This is a genomic window from Caulobacter sp. Root1455 (assembly GCF_001426905.1).
Taxonomy (GTDB): Bacteria; Pseudomonadota; Alphaproteobacteria; order Caulobacterales; family Caulobacteraceae; genus Caulobacter.
Genome location: NZ_LMFQ01000012.1, coordinates 71,981 through 89,933, shown reverse-complemented (window position 1 = coordinate 89,933; position 17,953 = coordinate 71,981). Strand labels below are relative to the sequence as shown.

The window sequence follows — 17,953 nt, the reverse complement described above, 5'->3', positions numbered from 1 at the left end:
CTTAAGCTTTTTCCGTAAAGGCGATTTCGCCGGGTCTTGGCGCCCGAGGCGACAGGGCCTTGAAGATCCCCGTGCCGGTCATCAGCGTCCGCTCGCCGGCCCAGATGCGGCCGCGCACGGTGAACACCAGATCCTGCTCGGAGATCAGCTCGCCCCGGCCTTCCACGAAGTCGCCCAGCTGGGCGCCCGACAGGAAGTCGCAGTTCAGCCGCACCGTGACCCAGCTGTAGGACTTCTGCAGCGAGATGATCCGGCCCCAGGCCATGTCGGCGAAGCTCATCAGCATGCCGCCGTGGCAGTTGCCCAGGCCGTTGGTGTGGTGCTCCTCGACTCGGAAGCCCAGGGTCGCCTCGCCCGGCCCCGCCCGCTGCTCGTACAGCGGTCCGATCTGCCGGCCGAAGCCGCGCGACCAGTTCAATTGGCTGTAGCCCTCGGGAATGGCGGCGGCCTGGGCGTCTGTGAGATCGTCGGACATGGGCGAAGTCTAACAAGCGTTTGAAGCGTGGCAAGCATTACGCGCGCGAAGTTTCATCGCGCCCCGCGAGCGTCCTTGTAAGGACGGCGCGTCCACCGGCGTCTAACCTTCTGAAAACGGGCCTTTTGAACACGGGTGGGCCATGGGCGCCGGACGGCAGGAGGACGAGGCTTTCGCGGCGTGGCTGACGCCGCACCTGGGCGCCCTGCGCCGGGTGGCCCGCGCCTTCGCCGAGTCCGCCGACCAGCACGACCTGATGCAGGAGCTGACCGTGGCGCTGTGGAAGGCCCGGCCGCGCTTTCGAGGCGAGAGCGCCGACGCCACCTTCGTCCACCGCGTGGCCCACAACGCCGCCCTGACCTGGCGGCGCGGCGAGACCCGGCGGCGGCGGCGCCAGGAAGGGGTGGCGGCCGAGCTGGCCCTGCGGCCGGCCCCTCCGGACACGCCCGAGGCGGGCCTGCTGGAGCGGCTCTACGCGGCGATCCGCACCCTGTCGCCGGTGGACCGGTCGCTGATCCTGCTGTCGCTGGACGGCTTGGCCTACGAGGCGATCGCCGGCCTGCACGGCCTGACTCAAACCAATGTCGGCGCGCGGCTGACCCGCATCCGCGCCCGACTGACGATCCTGGTGAAGGAGGACGGCGATGGAGTTTGACCGTCTCGAACAGGCCTGGCGCTCGGAGGCCAACACCCCCGGGGTCGAACTTCGGACCATTTTGAAGGAGCAACTGATGGAAACGCTGAAGACCCGTCGTCGCACGGAGCTGCTGCTGGCCGGCATTCCGATCGCGGCCCTGACCCTGTTCACCGTCGTCGCCCTGGCGGCCGTGTTGCGGTCGCAGACCGGCGCGGGCTGGCCCGGGATCGCCATGCTCGGCGTGTGCTGGGTGGTGGCCGGCGGGGTGATGCTGCGCTGCTTCCGCCGCCGCCGCGACACCGGCGCGCCCTTGCGCGACACCGTGGCGGCGCTGCTGGCCGCCAACCGCGCCGCCCGCAAGAATTTCCAGCTGTTCTGGATCATGCTGCCGGTGTTCATGTTTCCGCTGGCCATGGCCATCCAGAAGCTGATCGAGGACGGCCGGATGAACACCTCGGCCGGCTGGCAAGCCGGGTTGGTCTGCGGCGTGGCGTTGGCGGCCAGCACCGGCTGGAACACCCTGCGCTACTTCCTGGTGATGAAGCCCGAGCAGCGGCGGCTGGAGCGGTTGCTGGCGGAGTATGGAGAGTAGGCGCCTACCCCGGCACGTTCCCGAACTTGCCCGCGTTGTAGTCGTCGATCGCCTGGATGATCTCCTCGCGGGTGTTCATCACGAACGGCCCGTGGGCGAAGACCGGTTCGCCGATCGGCTCGGCATGGCCCAGCAGGACCACCGCGCCGGTCGGCGCATCGAAGGCCACCGCGTCGCCGTCGTCGTTCAGCTCGACCAGGTTCCAGCGCGGCGCGGTCTGGCCGCCGACCACGATCTCGCCCGAGACCACGTACAGGAACACCGCCCGGCCCCGCGCCACCGGCAGGTTGACGGCGCCGCCGGGCGCCAGGCGCACGACGCTCATCTCGATGCCGATCAGCGACGGGAACGGGCCGGTCACGCCCCCGACCTGGCCGGAGACGACCTCGATCGTCGCCCCACCCGTCTCGACCTTGGGAATCTCCGCGCCCTGCAGGCCCAGATAGTTCGGCGCGGTCATCTTCAGCCGGCTGGGCAGGTTCACCCACAGCTGCAGGATCTCCAGCGGCCCGCCCGCCTGCTTGAAGCTGGCCGGCGACAGCTCGGCGTGGACCAGGCCGCTGCCGGCCGTCATCCATTGCACCCCGCCCGGGCCGATGACGCTCTCATGGCCGCCGCTGTCGAGGTGCGACAGCTCGCCGTCCAGGATGAAGGTCACGGTCTCGAAACCGCGATGCGGATGCGGCCCGAACGGCAGGCCGTGGTTGTTGGGCGGATAGACCTGCGGGCCGTGGTGGTTGAGGAACAGGAACGGATCCAGCTGCGGGATCGCCGGACCGGGCAGCGGGCGGCGGGTGGTCAAGTCGCCGATGTCGTCGCGCTGGGCGGGGTGGAGGCGCTTGAGAGTGCGAGGGGTCATGATCATTCTTTCTTGGCCCGGAAACCTCGTCCTTCGACAAGCTCAGGATGAGGTTTCCTAAACAGCCGATTTTCAATTGATCCTCATCCTGAGCTTGTCGAAGGACGAGGACCACGCGGAGAGTCGCCGCTAGGAAACCCCGGCCGCGCTGAGCACAGCCGCCTGCCGCGTCGCCAGCCCCTCCTCCGAGAAGCCCTCCAGCGACTTTTCGAACAGCGCCTTCCAGTTATGCCGCGCGCCCAGGTGCAGGAAGGCCGCGCCCAGGCCGATGGCGGCGCGGTCCATGAACACGAACTCGCGGGGGATGGTGATCGGTCCCTTGGCTTTCAGGGCCTGGCGCACCTTGAAGGCCTCGCGGCGGCCGTACTCGCCGGGCGGCACGTCGTCGGCGACGCTGCGCACCCGGTCGTCCAGCAGCGGGCCGTAGATGAAGCGGGCCCAGACGTTCAGCACGTCGACCAGCTCGTCGTTCAGATTGGCGAAGCCCCAACTGCGATAGGCCTCGGTCTGCTCGGCGCGGTCGTCGTTGGACAGGGCGCGATACAGCCGCACCACCCCAGCGACGAAGCGCGGCGGGAAGATGCGGATGCAGCCGAAGTCCAGCAGGTTCAGATGCGCCGCTCCATCGCCGCCCTCTGGGCCGCCGAAGGTGTAGTTGCCCAGGTGCGGGTCGCCGTGGATGATCCCCAGCTTGGTCATCGGGCTCCACCAGGCCTCGAACAGCAGGGCGGCGATGCGGTCGCGGGTTTCCTGCGGGGCGTCCTTGAAGGCCAGCAGCCCTCGCCCCTCCAGCCAGGTCATGCTCAGCAGCCGCTTGGTCGACAGGGCGGCCACGGGCTGGGGCACCTGGATCTCGGCGCGCCCGGTGAAGAAGCCGCCATAGACGGCCATCAGCTTGGCCTCGCGCTCGTAGTCCAGCTCCTCGCGCAGCCGGTCGCCGATCTCGACGATCATCTCCGACGGGTCGATCGAGCCGTCCATGCGCTTGAACAGGCCAAACAGGCTGCGCAGTTGGCCGAGATCGCTTTCGACCGCGCTCTGCATGTCGGGATACTGCAGCTTCACCGCCAGGGCGCGGCCGTCGGGGCCGACGGCGCGGTGCACCTGCCCCAGGGACGCGGCGGCGGCGGCCTCGTGCTCGAAGCTCTGGAACCTGGAGGCCCAGTCAGGCCCCAGTTCGGCGGCCATCCGTCGGCGGACGAACGGCCAGCCCATGGCCGGGGCGTTGGTCTGCAGCTCGGCCAGCTCGGCGGCGAACTCGGGCGGCAGCAGGTCCGGCACGGTGGCGAACATCTGCGCCGCCTTCATCAGCGGCCCTTTCAGGCCACCGAGCGCGGCCCTCAAGGCCTTGGCGTTGCGGGCGTCGGCGCTGTCACCGCCGAACAGGCTGTTGGCGCCGTAGCTGACCGCCGCGCCCGACAGGCCCGCCCCGACCTTGGCGAAACGGGTCAGCCGACCGGAGAACCGGTCGCGCTCAGGGTCTTTGATCGGGTCGCGCGGATCGCTGGCCATCGCCTAGCCGAACTGCCGGGAGTCGTAGAAGAACCGCTCGCGGACGATCCTGTCGCCGTCCCACACCTGATGGGTCAGCTCCTCGAACCGCAGGGTCTCACCGTTCTTGTTGGTCATCAGGAAGACCCACTGGATCACGACGTTGTCGCCGTCGTGCAGCACCATGACCGCCGGCTGGGTGTCCATCTTGGACAGCCGCGCCAGGGCCGCCGCCTCGTGCGCCACCAGGACGTCGCGGCCGACGCGCGGCGGGGCGTTGTTCTCCTGCATCGAGGCGTCCGGCGCATAGAAGCGTTCGATCGCCTCGACGTGCGCGTTACGTTCGACGGTGGCGATGAACTCCGCCAGGCGTTCCTTGGTGGGCATCGCGCTTGCTCCGTCAGACCAGGGCTTCGAACTCGTCGACCAGCCGTTCCAGCTGGGCGCAGCCCGCGGTCCAGAAGGCCTTTTCGCGCGGGTTCAGGCCGAAGGGCTTGAGCGCCTCCACATAGGTCCGCGTGCCGCCGGCCGCCAGCAGGTCCTCGTACAGCGGCGCGAAGGTCTCCGGATCCTCGCGGCGCTTCTCCATCAGGCCGCGCACCAGCAGGTCGCCGAACGCGTAGGCGTAGACGTAGAACGGCGCGTGCACGAAGTGGCTGACATAGGCCCAGTAGTGCTCGTAGCCCGCGTTCAGGGTCACGGCCGGGCCCAGGCTCTCGGCCATCACCTCCAGCCACAGCCGGCCGATCTGGTCGGGCGACAGCTCGCCGTCCTTGCGGGCCTCGTGGAAGCGGCGCTCGAAGCGGTGGAAGGCGATCTGGCGCACGACGGTGTTGAGCCCGTCCTCGATCTTGCCGGCCAGCAGGCCCATGCGGTCCTTCGGAGTCGCCTCGGCCAGCAGGCGGTCGAACACCAGGCCCTCGCCGAAGATCGAGGCGGTCTCGGCCAGGGTCAGGGGCGTGTCGGCCAGCAGGGTGCCCAGCGGCGCGCACAGGGTCTGGTGCACGGCGTGGCCCAGCTCGTGGGCCAGGGTCAGCACGTCGCGCCGCTCGCCCATGTAGTTCATGAACACATAGGGGTGCCGCTCGGCGGTGACCGGGTGCGAATAGGCCCCCGACTGCTTGCCCGCGCGCGGCCGGGCGTCGATCCACGGCTTGTCGAAGAAGGTCTGGGCGGTGTCGGCGAACTTGGGGGCCAGGGTCTGGAAGCTTTCCAGCACGATGCCCTGGGCCTCGGTCCAGTCGTAGCTCCTGGGCGCGGCGGCGGTCAGGGGGGCGTTGCGGTCCCAGTAGTCGAGGGTCTCGCGGCCCATGACCTTGGCCTTCAGGGCGTAGTAGCGGTGCGACAGGCGCGGATACGCCTCGACCACGGCCTGCTCCAGGGCGTCGACCGCGTCGCCGTCGACCTCGTTGGCCAGGTGGCGCGACTGGGCCGGGCTGTCGAACCGCCGCCAGCGATCCTCGACCTGCTTTTCGAAGGCCAGGGTGTTCATGACCAGGCCCTGGGTCGAGGCGCGTTCCTCCAGGGCCTTGGCCAGGCCGTCGGCGGCGGCCTTGCGGCGCTTGCCGTCCGGGTCCGACAGGCGGTTCAACGCCTCGGGCAGGGTCAGGCTTTCCTTGCCGACCTGGGCGGTCAGCTTGGCCAGGGTCTCGTCGTACAGCCGCACCCAGTTGGCCACGGCCGGGCCGCGATCGACGATGTAGCGCTCCAGGTCCGGCGTCAGTTCGTGCGGACGCGACAGGCGCAGGCGGCGCAGCCATGGCGTCCAGCGGACGGCGGCCGGATGGGCCTTCAGCGCCGCCTCCAGCTCGCTGTCCTCCAGCTGGTTCAGCTCCAGCGAGAAGAACAGGCTCTCCGAGGCGATCTGCGACGAACGCGCCCGCAGGTCGGCCTCGAACTTGGCCCAGGCGGGGTCGTCGCGGGCGGTGGAGGCGGCCAGGCCGGCATAGGCGCCCACGGCCCACAGGCCGTTGGTCGCCTGCTCGTACAGCTTGATCCCGCGATCCAGCAGCACGCCCAGGCGCTCGGGCTCGCCACGCGCCTGCAGGAACAGCCCCTCCAGCGAGGCCAGTTCGTCATTGGCGGCCTTTGCGGCGGCCAGGTCGGTCTCGATCCTCGGATCGTCGCGACCGGCATAAAGGTCGGCGAGATTCCATTCGGGCGGGGCGTCGGTCTTGAAGGGCGCGTTCATGGCCTCGGATATGGCCCCGTCGAAAGAGACGCGCAATCGTGGCCTTGGGCTTTCCGTCGATCCGACGGCTTCAGCGACCGCGCCGTTCGGTCTGGTCCATCAGCCACGCGAACAGCGTCACCAGCAGATAGGCCGACAGCGAGGCGATCACCATCTGCGGCGCGCCGCCGGTCGGCGGGGCCAGGATGCTGATCAGCTGCAGGCTCGCCAGCAGCACGATGAACAACGGCGTGGTCCAACCGCTATGGCCCTGCAGGCCGCGCCGCCAGCCCCAGGCCGTGGCGGCCACCGCCAGCAGGCCCATCTCCAACGCCTGTTCGGGCGCGGGATGGTTCCACCAGCCCAGCCCCACCTTGGGCCCGCCGAACCCCAGCGGCAGGTCGGGCCGATGGACCAGGAAATCCAGCCCCCAGTGCGACAGCACCACCAGCCCCACGGTGATCGCGGCCAAACGCGGCAGGTTCAGCAGGAGCCGCGAGGCCAGGCCCGCCGCCAGCGCCCAGGCCGCGGCGGCGGGCAGGCTGTGGGTGTAGGGCATGAACGACAGCACCAGCGGACTGCCGGGCAGATGCGGATCCAGGCTCATCTTCTCGACCCCGGCCAGGACGAGGCCGGCCCAGGCCACGTCGACCAGCTGGGCGCCCAGCACATAGGTCCAGAACGGCGCCTTGGGCTGGACGGCCTTCGCCGCCAGGGCGGCCGCGTAATGGCCAACGAACATCATCCCCTCCACGCCACGCTGGAAGGCGAGGCTAGGTCGGATCGCGATCCCTGAACAGTCGCCGCTTGGGGGCCGACCAGGGCCGTCCGCATTACCGCGAATTAAAGGGCGCGCCGGCGAGTCGCGCCTTAGGATATCGCCGGTCGACCAGGGGCGTCGGCGAGGGCAAATCGATGATCAGGGTCGCCGCTTCCGTCGTTCTGGCCGTGGGCCTTCTCGCCTCGCCGGCGACGGCCGCCGACAAGCCCCCCGCCCGGCAGATGGGCTGGCTGTCCCAGACCGTCCGCACCGTGGTGGTGTTCAACAGCTGCACCGCGCGCCTCAAGGAGAAATTCAAGATCGGGCCGCTGAACGGCATCGAGGTCACCCACATGGACGCCAACGGCGGGGACCCGTCGGGCGCGATGGACGTCAATTTCGAGGCCGTCACCACCGAGAAGAAGACCCAGCGCAGGAGCCGCTTCGTCGGCGTCTGCCACATCGGCGCCGAGGGCGAGACCCGCATCGACGCGCGTCTGGTCAGCCAGAACAGCGGCGGCGTGGTCCGTCGCGTGCCCGCCGGCAAGGTGGCGGGCTGAGGGTTTCTAGGCCGCCGTCAGGGCCGAGGCGATCCGCTCGAACATTGCCGCGTTTTCCGTCTGATGGGTGACGACGCTCGAGGTGATCTCCTGCGTCGAGCCATCCGGCATCTGAAGAACGGCCTTCACGCCGCCGGCGCCGAACAGATCGATCTGGCGCAGGGCCTCGGCCCGTTGTCGCTGGCACCACTCGGCCAGGTCGTGTGCTTCCGAACTCATGCGCCCTACCCCTCCACCCTGTCGCGGTCGCCGTTCGCGCCGCGCCCGATGGTCATACCTCGTTAAGCGCGCCGGTTAACGCCTGACTCACGTCTCCGAAACCCGGTCTTTACTCCGCGCCTGTATCACTCTGAGCCAACAAGAGCCCTGTCCCATGTCGGACGCGGCCGGTTCAACGGGTGTCTGCAATGACCAAGACGGTTCTCGTCGTCGACGACGATCCGACTCAACGACGGCTGATCCAGGCCGTCCTGGAGCGCGAAAGCTTCGCGGTCTCGCACGCCGAGAACGGCGACGCGGCCATGGCCCATCTGGCCAGCGGCGCGCCCGTCGACGTCGTCCTGCTGGACCTGGTCATGCCGGGCCTGTCGGGCCAGGACACCCTCAAGGAAATGCGCGCGCGCGGCTTCGTGCAGCCCGTGATCGTCCTGACCGCCTCGGGCGGCGTCGACACCGTGGTCAAGGCCATGCAGGCCGGCGCCACCGACTTCTTCATCAAGCCCGCCAGTCCCGAGCGGATCACCGTGTCGATCCGCAACGCCCTGTCGATGGGCGACCTGAAGGGCGAGGTCGAGCGCCTGACCAAGCGCGCCGGCAACCGCACCACCTTCGCCGACCTAATCGGAACCTCGCCGGCCATGACCCTGGTCAAGCGCATGGGCGAGCGCGCGGCCAAAAGCTCCATCCCCATCCTGATCACCGGCGAGAGCGGGGTCGGCAAGGAGCTGATCGCCCGCGCCGTGCACGGCGGGTCCGAGCGCGCCGGCAAGCCGTTCGTGGCCGTCAACTGCGGCGCCATCCCGGAGAACCTGGTCGAGTCGATCCTGTTCGGCCACGAGAAGGGCAGCTTCACCGGCGCCACCGACAAGCACCTGGGCAAGTTCAAGGAGGCCGACGGCGGCACCCTGTTCCTCGACGAGGTCGGCGAGCTGCCGCTGGACATGCAGGTCAAGCTGCTGCGCGCGCTGCAGGAGGGCGAGATCGACCCGATCGGCTCCAAGCGCTCGCAGAAGGTGGACGTGCGCATCGTCTCGGCCACCAACCGCGACGTCGCCCACGCCGTCGAGCAGGGCCGGTTCCGCGAGGACCTCTACTACCGCCTGAACGTCTTCCCGATCGAGGCCCCGTCCCTGCGCGAACGCCGCGAGGACATCCCGGCCCTGGTCGAAGCCTTCGTGCGCCGCTTCAATGTCGAGGAGGGCAAGCGGGTGGTCGGCGCCGCGCCGGAAACCCTGCAATGCCTGACCGCCTTCGACTGGCCCGGCAACGTGCGCCAGCTGGAGAACGCGGTCTATCGCGCCATCATCCTGGCCGACGCCCCCTATCTGCAGCCCTACGACTTCCCGGCCATTTCGGGGATCGTGGCCCCGCTTCCGGAGCCCGTCGCCTCGGGCGGCTCCAAGCCCGACCTGCCGTCCGTGCTGCAGGCCGCCCACGCCGCCATGGCCCGCGCCCCGGCCCAGGAAGCGCCCGTGCGCATCCTCGACGACCGCGGCCACCTGCGGACCCTGGAGGAGATCGAACGCGACCTGATCCAGCACGCCATCGAGGTCTATGCCGGACACATGTCGGAAGTGGCCCGACGCCTGGGCATCGGCCGCTCGACCCTCTATCGCAAGGTCCGCGAGCAAGGCATCGAGGTCGACTTCAAGGAAGCGTCGTAACCGGTGGTTTCGGTCAGGCGCTGATCGCCAGCGGCGAGGCCTCGGCCTCGACCGGTTCGTCGACCCGGACCCATTCGTCCTTGGACCGGCGGACCAGACCCGCCTGTTCCAGGCCCTGAAGCTCCAGCATCACAGCCGCCAGCGGGATGGCGCGGCCCCACCGCCGCGTCAGCTTGCGCGAAATCTCCGACGCCGCGATCGCCGCGTCGCCGTTGCCCAGCACCAGCAGGATCATCTCGCGGGCCGAGCGCGGCTTGCGGCCGCGCCGCGACGCGCCGCTGGCGAAGCTGGCGGGTTCGCCCTCCACCACGCCCCCCTGGGCGCCGGCGTGGGCGCTGGCGGCCAGGCCGCCGCGTTCGATCGCGCCGAGCGCCAGGCTGATCGCGCGCAGCTCGTCCTCGAACGGCGCCTGGGCGCGGCGCTGGGCCTCGAGCATGCGTACTTCCAGGTCGGCTTTCCGTCGCAGCAGATAGTCGTAGATCGTGGTCGCCATCTTTGGGCTGCCCATGAAGGCGTGAGACTCCCCACCGCGGTCACGCTGTCGCGGCGTCAGTCGCAGCCATTTTCTACGGCGCGGACGGACGATAAAATCGATTAAAAGCAATACTTTACGCGGGGTCCAAATGTCGGCCCGTTTCGTTACCGAAAACCTAACGCCGTTCTCCCAAGTCGCGAGTTTGGTGAGAAACGGTGACCATTTTCGCAGGGTTCGGGCATTTACCGCGCACTTTGTGCGGGATTCACCCTAGGCCAAAGCTTGGCCTTGGCCGGTCATTCGTCGTCGGACTCTTCCGTCGAGGGTTCGGGCGACCGCCCATGTCGCGTCGAGTCGCGACGGCCGAATCCCTTGCCGCGGGACATCGGCTTGCGCTCGCCTTTCGCCTTGGCGGCGATTTCCTTCAGCTTGATGGTCTGGTTGACCGACATGGCCTGGCCGGCGCCGCCCTTTTCGGGATCGCCGAACGCCCGGCCGTAGGTCTCGATGCGCTGGGCGACCGAACCCAGGAACTCGCCTTCCCATTCGGACAGCGCGATCCCGGCCTTGTCGGCCGTGCGCTGGGCGCGCTTGAGGGCGTTCAGGGCGGCCTTGCGCGCTTGGGCTCGGGGATCGGGCGGCTTCTTGGCGCGCATGCGGGCAGACTAGCGGGCGTCGGCGACGCGACGCACGCGGAAAAATGCAGGCTTCAGTCGTGGAACGAGGTGGGGACACACACTCGCGGCACGGCCACGGCAGGATTTCCATGCCGCGGGGCGAGTGTGTGTCCCCGCCTAAGTCCTAGATCTCGCCGATGGCCGACAGGTACAGGTCCAGGATCGCGTCCTCTTCCTGGCGCTTGGCGCGGTCGGTCTTGCGCAGGCGGACCACCTTGCGCAGGATCTTGACGTCGAAGCCGTTGCCCTTGGCCTCGGCGTAGACTTCCTTGATCTGCTCGGCGATCTCGGTCTTTTCGACCTCGAGGCGCTCCACCCGGTCGATGATGCTCTTGAGCTGGCCCTGAGCGGTGGAGTTGAGCACGTCGGCGTGCGGCGCGGCGTCGTCGGCCATGAAGAATTCTCGCGAAAGTCCGGAAACGGGAGGCGCGGAACCTAGTGGCAACGGGCCGCGAGTGGAAGGTGGATTCAGCGCCCTTCCACACGTCCGCGCGAGACTTCGGCCAGGGCGGCCAGGTCCGGGGTTTCGCCCTCGCCCGACAGCAGGGTCTCCAGCCCGCCCTCGACCAGATCGGCCAGCGGCAGGGCCAGGCCCTTCTCGTCGCCGGCGGCCTGGGCCAGGCGGACGTCCTTCAGCGCCAGGTCGGCGGCGAAGCCCGGCGGGTGGTAGCGCCCCTCGGCGATCATGGCGCCGTAGATCTTGTAGATCGGGGCGGCGAAGATCGTGTTGGTCAGCATGTCCAGCAGGTCGGCTGCGGGCACGCCATGGGCCGCGCCCAGGGCCGTCGCCTCGCCCATGGCCTCGACGGCCGAGACGATCATCAGGTTGCCGGCGATCTTGACGGCGGTGGCGCGAACCGGGTCCTCGCCCATCGGCCAGACCTTGGTCGCCAGGGCCTCCAGCACCGGCATGGCCGTGGCCACCGCCTGGGGCGCGCCGGCCGCCAGCACGTTCAGCCCGCCGGCCCGGGCCACCGGCGGTCGGCCGAACACCGGCGCGGCCACATAGCCCAGTCCCAGCGCCGCGTGCGTCTCGGCCATTTCCCGCGCCAGGGCGGTGGAGATGGTGGCCAGGTTCACGTGGACCAGGCTCCTGGGCGCCTCGGCCAGGGCTCCGCTGTCCAGCAGAACGTCGCGGACCGCCTGGTCGTGGGCCAGCATGGACAGGACGATGTCGACCCGCAGCGCCGCCCCGACGTCTTCGGCGGCGTTCGCGCCCAGGGCGACAAGCTCGGCGACCGGGCCCGGCGAGCGGTTCCACACCGTCACGGCGTGACCCTTGTCCAGCAGGTTGGCGGCCATAGCCGCGCCCATGGCGCCCAGGCCGATGAAACCGATGTGCATGGGAAGCTCCCGAAAAGGCCCTGCGCGGAGCAGGCGCTCCGCCTCATCCAGACTGAGGGCTACTTAAGCGCCGTCGCGTCTAGAGCAAGCCGAACTTCTCGATCGCCGGCCGCAGCGTCGCCGGATCGGTGAAGTGGTGGGTGTGGAAGCCCAGGGCGGCGGCTGCGGCGATATTGGCGGCGCTGTCGTCGACGAACAACAGGTCGGCGGCCTCCAGCCCGGTGCGCTCCAGCACGATCTCGTAGATGCGCGGCTCGGGCTTGATGACCCGTTCTTCGGCGGAGACCACCGCGGCGCGGAAATGACGGAAAACCGGGCTCATGGCCTTCACGTCGGGCCAGGTCTCGGTCGACATGTTGGTCAGGGCGAACTGGGGCACGTCGCGCTCGGCCAGGGCCTCGATGACCGCTTCGGTCTCGGGAATCGCCCCGGAGAACATCTCGAGCCAGCGGTCCCACCAGGCGGCGATGGACTCGGCATGGTGCGGGTGCTGGGCGCTCAGGGCGGCGATGTTGTCCGCGAAGGTCACGCCGCGGTCGGTCGCCGAATGCCAATCCAGGGTCCCGACATGCGAAAGGAACCGGTCGAGATCGGCCGGTTCCTTGAAGATCTTCGCGTAGAGCGTGCGCGGATTCCAGCGCACGATGACGTTGCCGACGTCCCAGAGCAGCGCCCTGGGAGGCCGTGCGGGCGTCATTAGCCTTGCTTGGCTTTGAAGCGCGGGTCGGTCTTGTTGATGATGTAGATGACGCCCTTGCGGCGAACCATCTTGCAGTCGCGGTGACGCGACTTCAGCGACTTCAGCGAGCTACGAACCTTCATGACCGTCTCTATACTCAGCGGAGAGGTTCGCGGCCGCCATGAGGGCGAAAGGAACATCCGGGATGTTTCGGAGGGCGTGCGTATAAGCAGGACAAGCGCGGGAGTCAATGTGCGCCCTGGCCGGAAAGCGCGCATCCACCCCACGGAGGCGATAAAAGCTCCACAGCTCAAGCTCGACCACGCGGGAACTTAACCGGTCTGTCGCCCTTGTGATTGCAGCCCTGTCACGAACCTCGGTAGCCTGCCGCCATGGATAGACGCGTTTTCCTCGTTCTGCTGTTGGCCGGTTGCGCCGACACCTCGGCCAACGCGCCCCTGGCGCCGTCGGTCTCGCCGCCGGCCCCGCCCGCGCCGCCGCCGGGCCCCGCCACGCCGGTCCCCGCCCCGCCGGCCGCCGGTCAGGTGGTCGGCTTCGACACGTGGCTGGCCGCCTTCAAGCAGAAGGCCCTGGCCGCCGGCCTGACGCAGCAGTTGCTCGACCGCGAGCTGGACGGCGTGACGCCCGATCCCAAGGTGATCTCGCTGGACGGCCGCCAGCCGGAATTCTCCAAGCCGGTCGGCGACTACATCAAGGGCGTGATCAGCGACGATCGCGTGGCCGTCGGCCGCGACAAGCGCGACACCCTGACCTTCCTGCCGGACGTCGAGAGCCGCTACGGCGTGCCGCGCGACATCCTGCTGGCCGTCTGGGCCATGGAATCGGCGTTCGGCAAGATCCAGGGCAATTTCGACGTCGTGCGCTCGATGGCCAGCCTGGCCGCCGACGGCCGCCGCCGCAATTGGGCCGAGGGCGAGCTGATCGCCGCCCTGAAGATCATCGCCTCGGGCGAGGTCACGCGCGCCCAGCTGAGGGGCTCGTGGGCCGGGGCCATGGGCCAGACCCAGTTCCTGCCCTCCAACTACCTGTCCACCGCCGTCGATAACGACGGCGACGGCCGCCGCGACATCTGGGGCAGCGACAGCGACAGCCTGGCCTCGGCCGCCAACCTGCTGAAGAAGGGCAATTGGAAGCCGGGCGTCGGCTGGGCCAAGGAAGTGATCCTGCCGGCCGGCTTTGACTACGGCCTGGCCGAGGGTCCGCGCGAGCTCCCGTCGTGGTGGGAAGCCAAGGGCGTGCGCCGCGCCGACGGCCTGCCCTGGACGCCCGCCGACGCCGCCTCGCCCGCCGGCCTGATCCTGCCGGCCGGCTGGTCGGGCCCGGCCTTCCTGGCCCTGCCCAACCACTTCGCGATCCGCACCTACAACAACTCCACGTCCTACGCCCTGGGGATCGGCCTGCTGGCCGACCGCTTCGCCGGCGGCGGGCCGCTGGTCGCGACCTGGCCGGTCGAGGCGCCGCTGGGCCTGGCCGACCGCATGGCCGCCCAGATCGCTCTGGGTCGTCTGGGCTTCGATCCCGGCCCCGCGGACGGGGTGATCGGCGCCGGCACCCGCAAGGCCCTGCGCGCCTGGCAGGCCGACCGCAGACTGCCCGCCGACGGCTACCTGTCGTCCGACATGGTGGCGCGGCTGAAGGCCCAGGCGGGGATCAGCTAGCGGTTCAGGGATATTCCGGGGTCTGGATTACCGTCGCGCCGCAAGGACGACTCAGCAATCCGCCCTATGGCCGCTCGGATCGCGCCCGACCACTCTTCGAGGCCTAAGCCACGGAGACCGGGATCATGGGCCAGGAGCCGAACGTCCGATCCGCCGCCCGCCGCCTCGTCCAGGGACTGGGCGTCGGCCTCAGCCTCGCCCTTGCCGCGGGAGCCCACCAGGCCCAAGCGTCCGAAAGCGGCGCCAGTCTCTATCTGCTCGGTTCGGGAGGACCGGGAAACGCCGTCATGCCGCCGCTGCGGGGCGTCTTCTTCGACAACGAGCTCTACTATTACAAGGGCAGCCTCAGCGGCGCCAAGCAACTGCCCCTGGGCGGTAACGTGGTGGCGGGCGTGGACGCCGATATCCTGGCCGACTTCGCCACCGTGCTGTGGGTGCCGACCACCGACCTGCACGGCGTGACCGTGGGCCTGGGCGCGGCCTTGCCGGTCGGCAACGTCGATGTCGACGCGGACGTCTTCCTCACCGGCCCGCGCGGCGCCCAGGTCGGCGGCGGGGTCGGCGACTCCGCCACCGTGATCGGCGATCCGATCGCCACCGCCATGCTGGGCTGGAGCAAGGGGAACGTCCACTATCAGGTCTCGACCATGCTCAATGTCCCGATCGGCGATTATCGCAAGGACGAGCTGGCCAACCTGGCATTCCACCGTTGGGCGCTCGACTCCTCGTTCGCGGTCAGCTGGCATGACCCCAAGAGCGGCTGGGACGTCAGCGGCAAGGCCGGCCTGACCCTCAACGGCGAGAACCCCCACACCGACTACACGACCGGGACCGAGATGCACCTGGAGGCGGCGATCGAGAAGACCTTCTCGCCCCGGTGGTCGGCCGGGCTGCAGAGCTACTACTTCAAGCAGGTCAGCACCGACCGGGGTCCAGGCGCGGTGCTCGGCCCGTTCCAGGGCGAGGTCACCGGCGTGGGCGCCACGGCGGCCTACACCTTCAAGATCGGCCACATGCCCGCCACCTTGCGGGCCCGGGCCTTCACCGAGTTCAACGCCACCAACCGGATGGAGGGCGACTCGTTCTGGCTGGGCCTGACCGTGCCGCTGAGCCTGAAGATGCCGGCCGCGCCGCCGCCCTAGGATTCTAGTGCGGCCCCGTCGCGTCGATCGAGCTGGCGTCGACGACCTGGGCCTCGTCGCGGGCCTCGCGCGGGGCGGTCGCGTCGCCGACCCGGCGCATGACCGGGTCGATCAGGGCGTAGGCGACCAGGCCGGCCAAGACCGCGACGTTCATCAGGTAGGGCGACGGGTGCGCCCACTTGTACAGCGCCACGCCCAGCACCGGGGCGATGATCACCGAGGCGCCGTTGATGGCGCTGATCGCCCCGGCCACCGCGCCTTGCTCCTCATGCCCCACCGACAGCGAGGCGCCGGCCGTGAAGCCGGGCCTGGCGAAGCCGTAGCCCAGGCTGCACAGGGCGAAACCGACGACCAGGGTGTGGTAGTCGGGCGAGAAGGCGACCGCCAGATTGCCCAGGGCCGCGCAGCCGGCGCCCAGCCACAACAGCTGGCGCGGGGTCAGCCGCAACATGCGGATCAGGCCCCATTGGGCCAGCAGGCTGGCCACCGCCCCGGCCATCATCGCGACCCCCGCGAAGGCGGCGGCCTTGGCCGGGGAGATGTTCAGCTTGTCGATGACCATGAAGCCCAGGGTCTGCTGGTTCACCGTCTGGGCGCTGGCCAGCAGGAAGCCGTAGACGATGAAGGGCATGATCCGCCGGTCGTTCCAGCGCACGCGGGCCCGCGGCTTGCCGCCCCCCCTCACGGTCTGGCTGTCGTCCGGGCGCTCGGGGATCTCGTCCTGGGTTTCCGGCAAGCCGCGCATAACCAGGATCAGGACGACGCCGGCGATGACCGCGAACGAGAACATCGGCCCCGACAGGGTCAGCAGCGGGAAGACCAGGAACGGCGCGACGGCCGGACCCAGGATCGTGCCCAGGCCGCTGGCCGAGGCCATGGTGGCCAGGGCGTTGGTGCGCTCGGCCGGCGCGGTGCGATCGGCGACATAGGCCTGGGCCGCCGGGTTGGAGGCGCTGCCGACCAGGCCGAAGATCGCCCGCGACAGGGCCGCCCCGGCGAACACCGCCAGCGGGACCATCAGTCCCTTCAGTCCCATCAGGATGAAGAAGCCGAAGCCCAGCATCGACACCGCGAAGCCGGCCATGCCCAGGACCACCATCGGCTTGCGGCCGCGCTTGTCGGACATCCGCGCCCACACCGGCGACATCACGCCCCAGAGCAGGGCCGACAGCGAGAAGATCGAGCTGATCAGCACGTCGGGAATGCCGACCTGGCGGCCGATGGCCGGCAGCACGGTCTGCAGGGCGGTGTTGCCGGCGGCGCTGGACAGCAGGACGGCGAACAGGATGGCGAAGGCGCGGGCCTTGGCGCGGTCATCAAGACGCCCAGGAAGAAGATTGGCATCCGGGTTCGCCATGCTCATGCCTTCCCTCCCAACCCGGACAATCTCCACGGGGGCGTCGGCCGGTCCGGCCGGCCCCGCGAGGCGACGTCAAACATCTGTTAGGCGGGTGCGGCGAAAGGCGCAACCGGGCCGGAAGGCCCCGCTCACCTTGGATTAAGCATTAAAAGCGATGATCCCGGCTGAAGTTACCCGGGGCTCTCTTCATCATGTTCCAGATCATCGGCATCGTCCTGCTGTTCGCGCTCGTGTTCGGCAGCTTCATCATGTCCGGCGGCAAGATGGACGTGATCATCGAGGCCGCTCCGCATGAGCTGATGTGCATTCTCGGCGCGGGCATCGCCTCGTTCCTGGTCTCGAACTCGATGACGGTGATCAAGGCCACCGGCGCCGGTTTCGGCAAGATCTTCGCGGGTCCCAAGTGGAAGACCCCGGACTACCGCGACCTGCTCAGCCTGTTGTTCCTGCTGACCAAGACGATGAAGTCCAAGGGCGTCATCGCCCTGGAAAGCCACATCGAGCGGCCGCACGAGAGCGGGATCTTTCTGCGCTATCCCAGGATCATGAAGGACCATTTCGCCGTCGACTTCATCTGCGACACCCTGCGGATGATGACCATGAATCTGGAGGATCCCCACCAGGTCGAGGACGCGATGGAGAAGCAGCTCGAAAAGCACCATCACGAAGGCCTGGCCCCGGCCCACGCCCTGCAAAGCCTGGCCGACGCCCTGCCCGCGCTCGGCATCGTCGCCGCCGTGCTGGGCGTCATCAAGACCATGGGCTCGATCACCGAGCCGCCGGCCGTGCTGGGCGCGATGATCGGCGGCGCCCTGGTCGGCACCTTCCTCGGCGTGTTCCTGGCCTACGGCCTGGTCGGACCGTTCGCCACGCGCCTGACCGCCGTGGTCGACGAGGAGGGCTCGTTCTACAAGATCATCCAGTCGGTCCTGGTCGCCCACCTTCACGGCAACGCCGCCCAGATCAGCGTCGAGATCGGCCGCGGCAGCGTCCCGAGCGAGGCTCAACCCAGCTTCCTGGAGCTGGAAGAAGCCCTGCAGGCCATCCCCGCGGAGCCTTGATCGGCACGATCACGGACCGATCACGGATCCGTGAACAATTGTCTTGCCCCTGCTCCCGAACTGATGTTCTGTGACCTTGCGACGCGACCCAGACGGGTCGCGATCGCCA

The 17,953-nt window shown here is 69.1% G+C and carries 21 protein-coding genes; 7 read left to right on the top strand and 14 right to left on the bottom strand.

Going from position 1 to position 17,953, the window contains the following annotated elements:
* Position 1: 1 nt before the first annotated feature.
* Positions 2–475, bottom strand: a complete 474-nt coding sequence (locus ASD21_RS07795) for a PaaI family thioesterase (RefSeq protein ID WP_056439119.1) — start codon at positions 473–475, stop codon at positions 2–4.
* 142 nt (positions 476–617) lie between these two features.
* On the opposite strand from ASD21_RS07795, the gene ASD21_RS07790 reads away from it, so the two are divergent.
* Together ASD21_RS07790 and ASD21_RS07785 are read left to right on the top strand one after the other, a co-directional pair.
* Positions 618–1,130 (top strand): RNA polymerase sigma factor, encoded by a 513-nt coding sequence (locus ASD21_RS07790; protein WP_056439115.1) that lies wholly within the window; start codon positions 618–620, stop codon positions 1,128–1,130.
* Positions 1,120–1,704, top strand: a complete 585-nt coding sequence (locus ASD21_RS07785) for a hypothetical protein (protein WP_056439112.1) — start codon at positions 1,120–1,122, stop codon at positions 1,702–1,704. The genes ASD21_RS07790 and ASD21_RS07785 overlap by 11 nt, the downstream gene beginning before the upstream one ends.
* 4 nt (positions 1,705–1,708) lie before the next feature.
* Here the strand turns inward: ASD21_RS07785 and ASD21_RS07780 are convergent, their stop codons facing one another.
* From ASD21_RS07780 to ASD21_RS07760, 5 genes are all read right to left on the bottom strand, one after another.
* Positions 1,709–2,563, bottom strand: a complete 855-nt coding sequence (locus ASD21_RS07780) for a pirin family protein (protein ID WP_056439727.1) — start codon at positions 2,561–2,563, stop codon at positions 1,709–1,711.
* 129 nt (positions 2,564–2,692) lie between these two features.
* Complete coding sequence (locus ASD21_RS07775) at positions 2,693–4,075, bottom strand: ABC1 kinase family protein (protein WP_056439110.1); 1,383 nt, start codon at positions 4,073–4,075, stop codon at positions 2,693–2,695.
* Between the two features lie 3 nt (positions 4,076–4,078).
* Complete coding sequence (locus ASD21_RS07770) at positions 4,079–4,441, bottom strand: nuclear transport factor 2 family protein (protein WP_056439107.1); 363 nt, start codon at positions 4,439–4,441, stop codon at positions 4,079–4,081.
* Positions 4,442–4,454: 13 nt separating this feature from the next.
* Positions 4,455–6,245: a M3 family oligoendopeptidase gene (locus ASD21_RS07765; protein ID WP_056439104.1), complete on the bottom strand. Its 1,791-nt coding sequence runs from the start codon at positions 6,243–6,245 to the stop codon at positions 4,455–4,457.
* Between the two features lie 70 nt (positions 6,246–6,315).
* The gene (locus ASD21_RS07760; RefSeq protein WP_056439726.1) at positions 6,316–6,966 is read right to left on the bottom strand and encodes a hypothetical protein; all 651 of its coding nucleotides are present in this window, start codon (positions 6,964–6,966) and stop codon (positions 6,316–6,318) included.
* 173 nt (positions 6,967–7,139) lie between these two features.
* On the opposite strand from ASD21_RS07760, the gene ASD21_RS07755 reads away from it, so the two are divergent.
* Entirely contained in the window at positions 7,140–7,544 is a 405-nt protein-coding gene (locus tag ASD21_RS07755; protein ID WP_056439100.1) for a hypothetical protein, read from the top strand.
* Between the two features lie 6 nt (positions 7,545–7,550).
* On the opposite strand, the gene ASD21_RS07750 is transcribed toward ASD21_RS07755, so the two are convergent.
* Positions 7,551–7,763: a hypothetical protein gene (locus ASD21_RS07750; RefSeq protein WP_056439097.1), complete on the bottom strand. Its 213-nt coding sequence runs from the start codon at positions 7,761–7,763 to the stop codon at positions 7,551–7,553.
* Positions 7,764–7,951: 188 nt separating this feature from the next.
* On the opposite strand from ASD21_RS07750, the gene ASD21_RS07745 reads away from it, so the two are divergent.
* Positions 7,952–9,427 carry a sigma-54-dependent transcriptional regulator gene (locus ASD21_RS07745; protein ID WP_056439094.1) on the top strand — a complete coding sequence of 492 codons (1,476 nt, stop codon included), beginning with the start codon at positions 7,952–7,954 and terminating at the stop codon, positions 9,425–9,427.
* Between the two features lie 13 nt (positions 9,428–9,440).
* Here ASD21_RS07745 and ASD21_RS25035 read toward each other — a convergent pair whose 3' ends face one another.
* From ASD21_RS25035 to ykgO, 6 genes are all read right to left on the bottom strand, one after another.
* Positions 9,441–9,935 (bottom strand): winged-helix domain-containing protein, encoded by a 495-nt coding sequence (locus tag ASD21_RS25035; protein WP_056439091.1) that lies wholly within the window; start codon positions 9,933–9,935, stop codon positions 9,441–9,443.
* 263 nt (positions 9,936–10,198) lie between these two features.
* A complete protein-coding gene (locus ASD21_RS07735; protein ID WP_056439088.1) occupies positions 10,199–10,558 on the bottom strand; it encodes a hypothetical protein in 360 nt (119 codons plus the stop codon).
* Between the two features lie 145 nt (positions 10,559–10,703).
* Entirely contained in the window at positions 10,704–10,973 is a 270-nt protein-coding gene (locus ASD21_RS07730) for a DUF2312 domain-containing protein (protein WP_018112952.1), read from the bottom strand.
* Positions 10,974–11,047: 74 nt separating this feature from the next.
* Positions 11,048–11,923, bottom strand: coding sequence for an NAD(P)-dependent oxidoreductase (locus ASD21_RS07725; protein WP_056439086.1), 876 nt, complete (start codon positions 11,921–11,923; stop codon positions 11,048–11,050).
* Between the two features lie 79 nt (positions 11,924–12,002).
* Complete coding sequence (locus tag ASD21_RS07720) at positions 12,003–12,620, bottom strand: HAD family hydrolase (RefSeq protein ID WP_056439083.1); 618 nt, start codon at positions 12,618–12,620, stop codon at positions 12,003–12,005.
* Positions 12,620–12,745 carry a type B 50S ribosomal protein L36 gene (gene ykgO / locus ASD21_RS07715; protein ID WP_018061125.1) on the bottom strand — a complete coding sequence of 42 codons (126 nt, stop codon included), beginning with the start codon at positions 12,743–12,745 and terminating at the stop codon, positions 12,620–12,622. The genes ASD21_RS07720 and ykgO overlap by 1 nt, the downstream gene beginning before the upstream one ends.
* A gap of 249 nt (positions 12,746–12,994) precedes the next feature.
* On the opposite strand from ykgO, the gene ASD21_RS07710 reads away from it, so the two are divergent.
* Together ASD21_RS07710 and ASD21_RS07705 are read left to right on the top strand one after the other, a co-directional pair.
* Entirely contained in the window at positions 12,995–14,281 is a 1,287-nt protein-coding gene (locus ASD21_RS07710) for a lytic murein transglycosylase (protein WP_056439078.1), read from the top strand.
* Between the two features lie 125 nt (positions 14,282–14,406).
* Complete coding sequence (locus tag ASD21_RS07705) at positions 14,407–15,423, top strand: SphA family protein (RefSeq protein ID WP_082554673.1); 1,017 nt, start codon at positions 14,407–14,409, stop codon at positions 15,421–15,423.
* 4 nt (positions 15,424–15,427) lie between these two features.
* Here ASD21_RS07705 and ASD21_RS07700 read toward each other — a convergent pair whose 3' ends face one another.
* Positions 15,428–16,786 (bottom strand): MFS transporter, encoded by a 1,359-nt coding sequence (locus ASD21_RS07700; protein ID WP_056439075.1) that lies wholly within the window; start codon positions 16,784–16,786, stop codon positions 15,428–15,430.
* 188 nt (positions 16,787–16,974) lie between these two features.
* On the opposite strand from ASD21_RS07700, the gene motA reads away from it, so the two are divergent.
* Complete coding sequence (gene motA, locus ASD21_RS07695) at positions 16,975–17,844, top strand: flagellar motor stator protein MotA (protein WP_056439073.1); 870 nt, start codon at positions 16,975–16,977, stop codon at positions 17,842–17,844.
* Positions 17,845–17,953 lie beyond the last annotated feature (109 nt).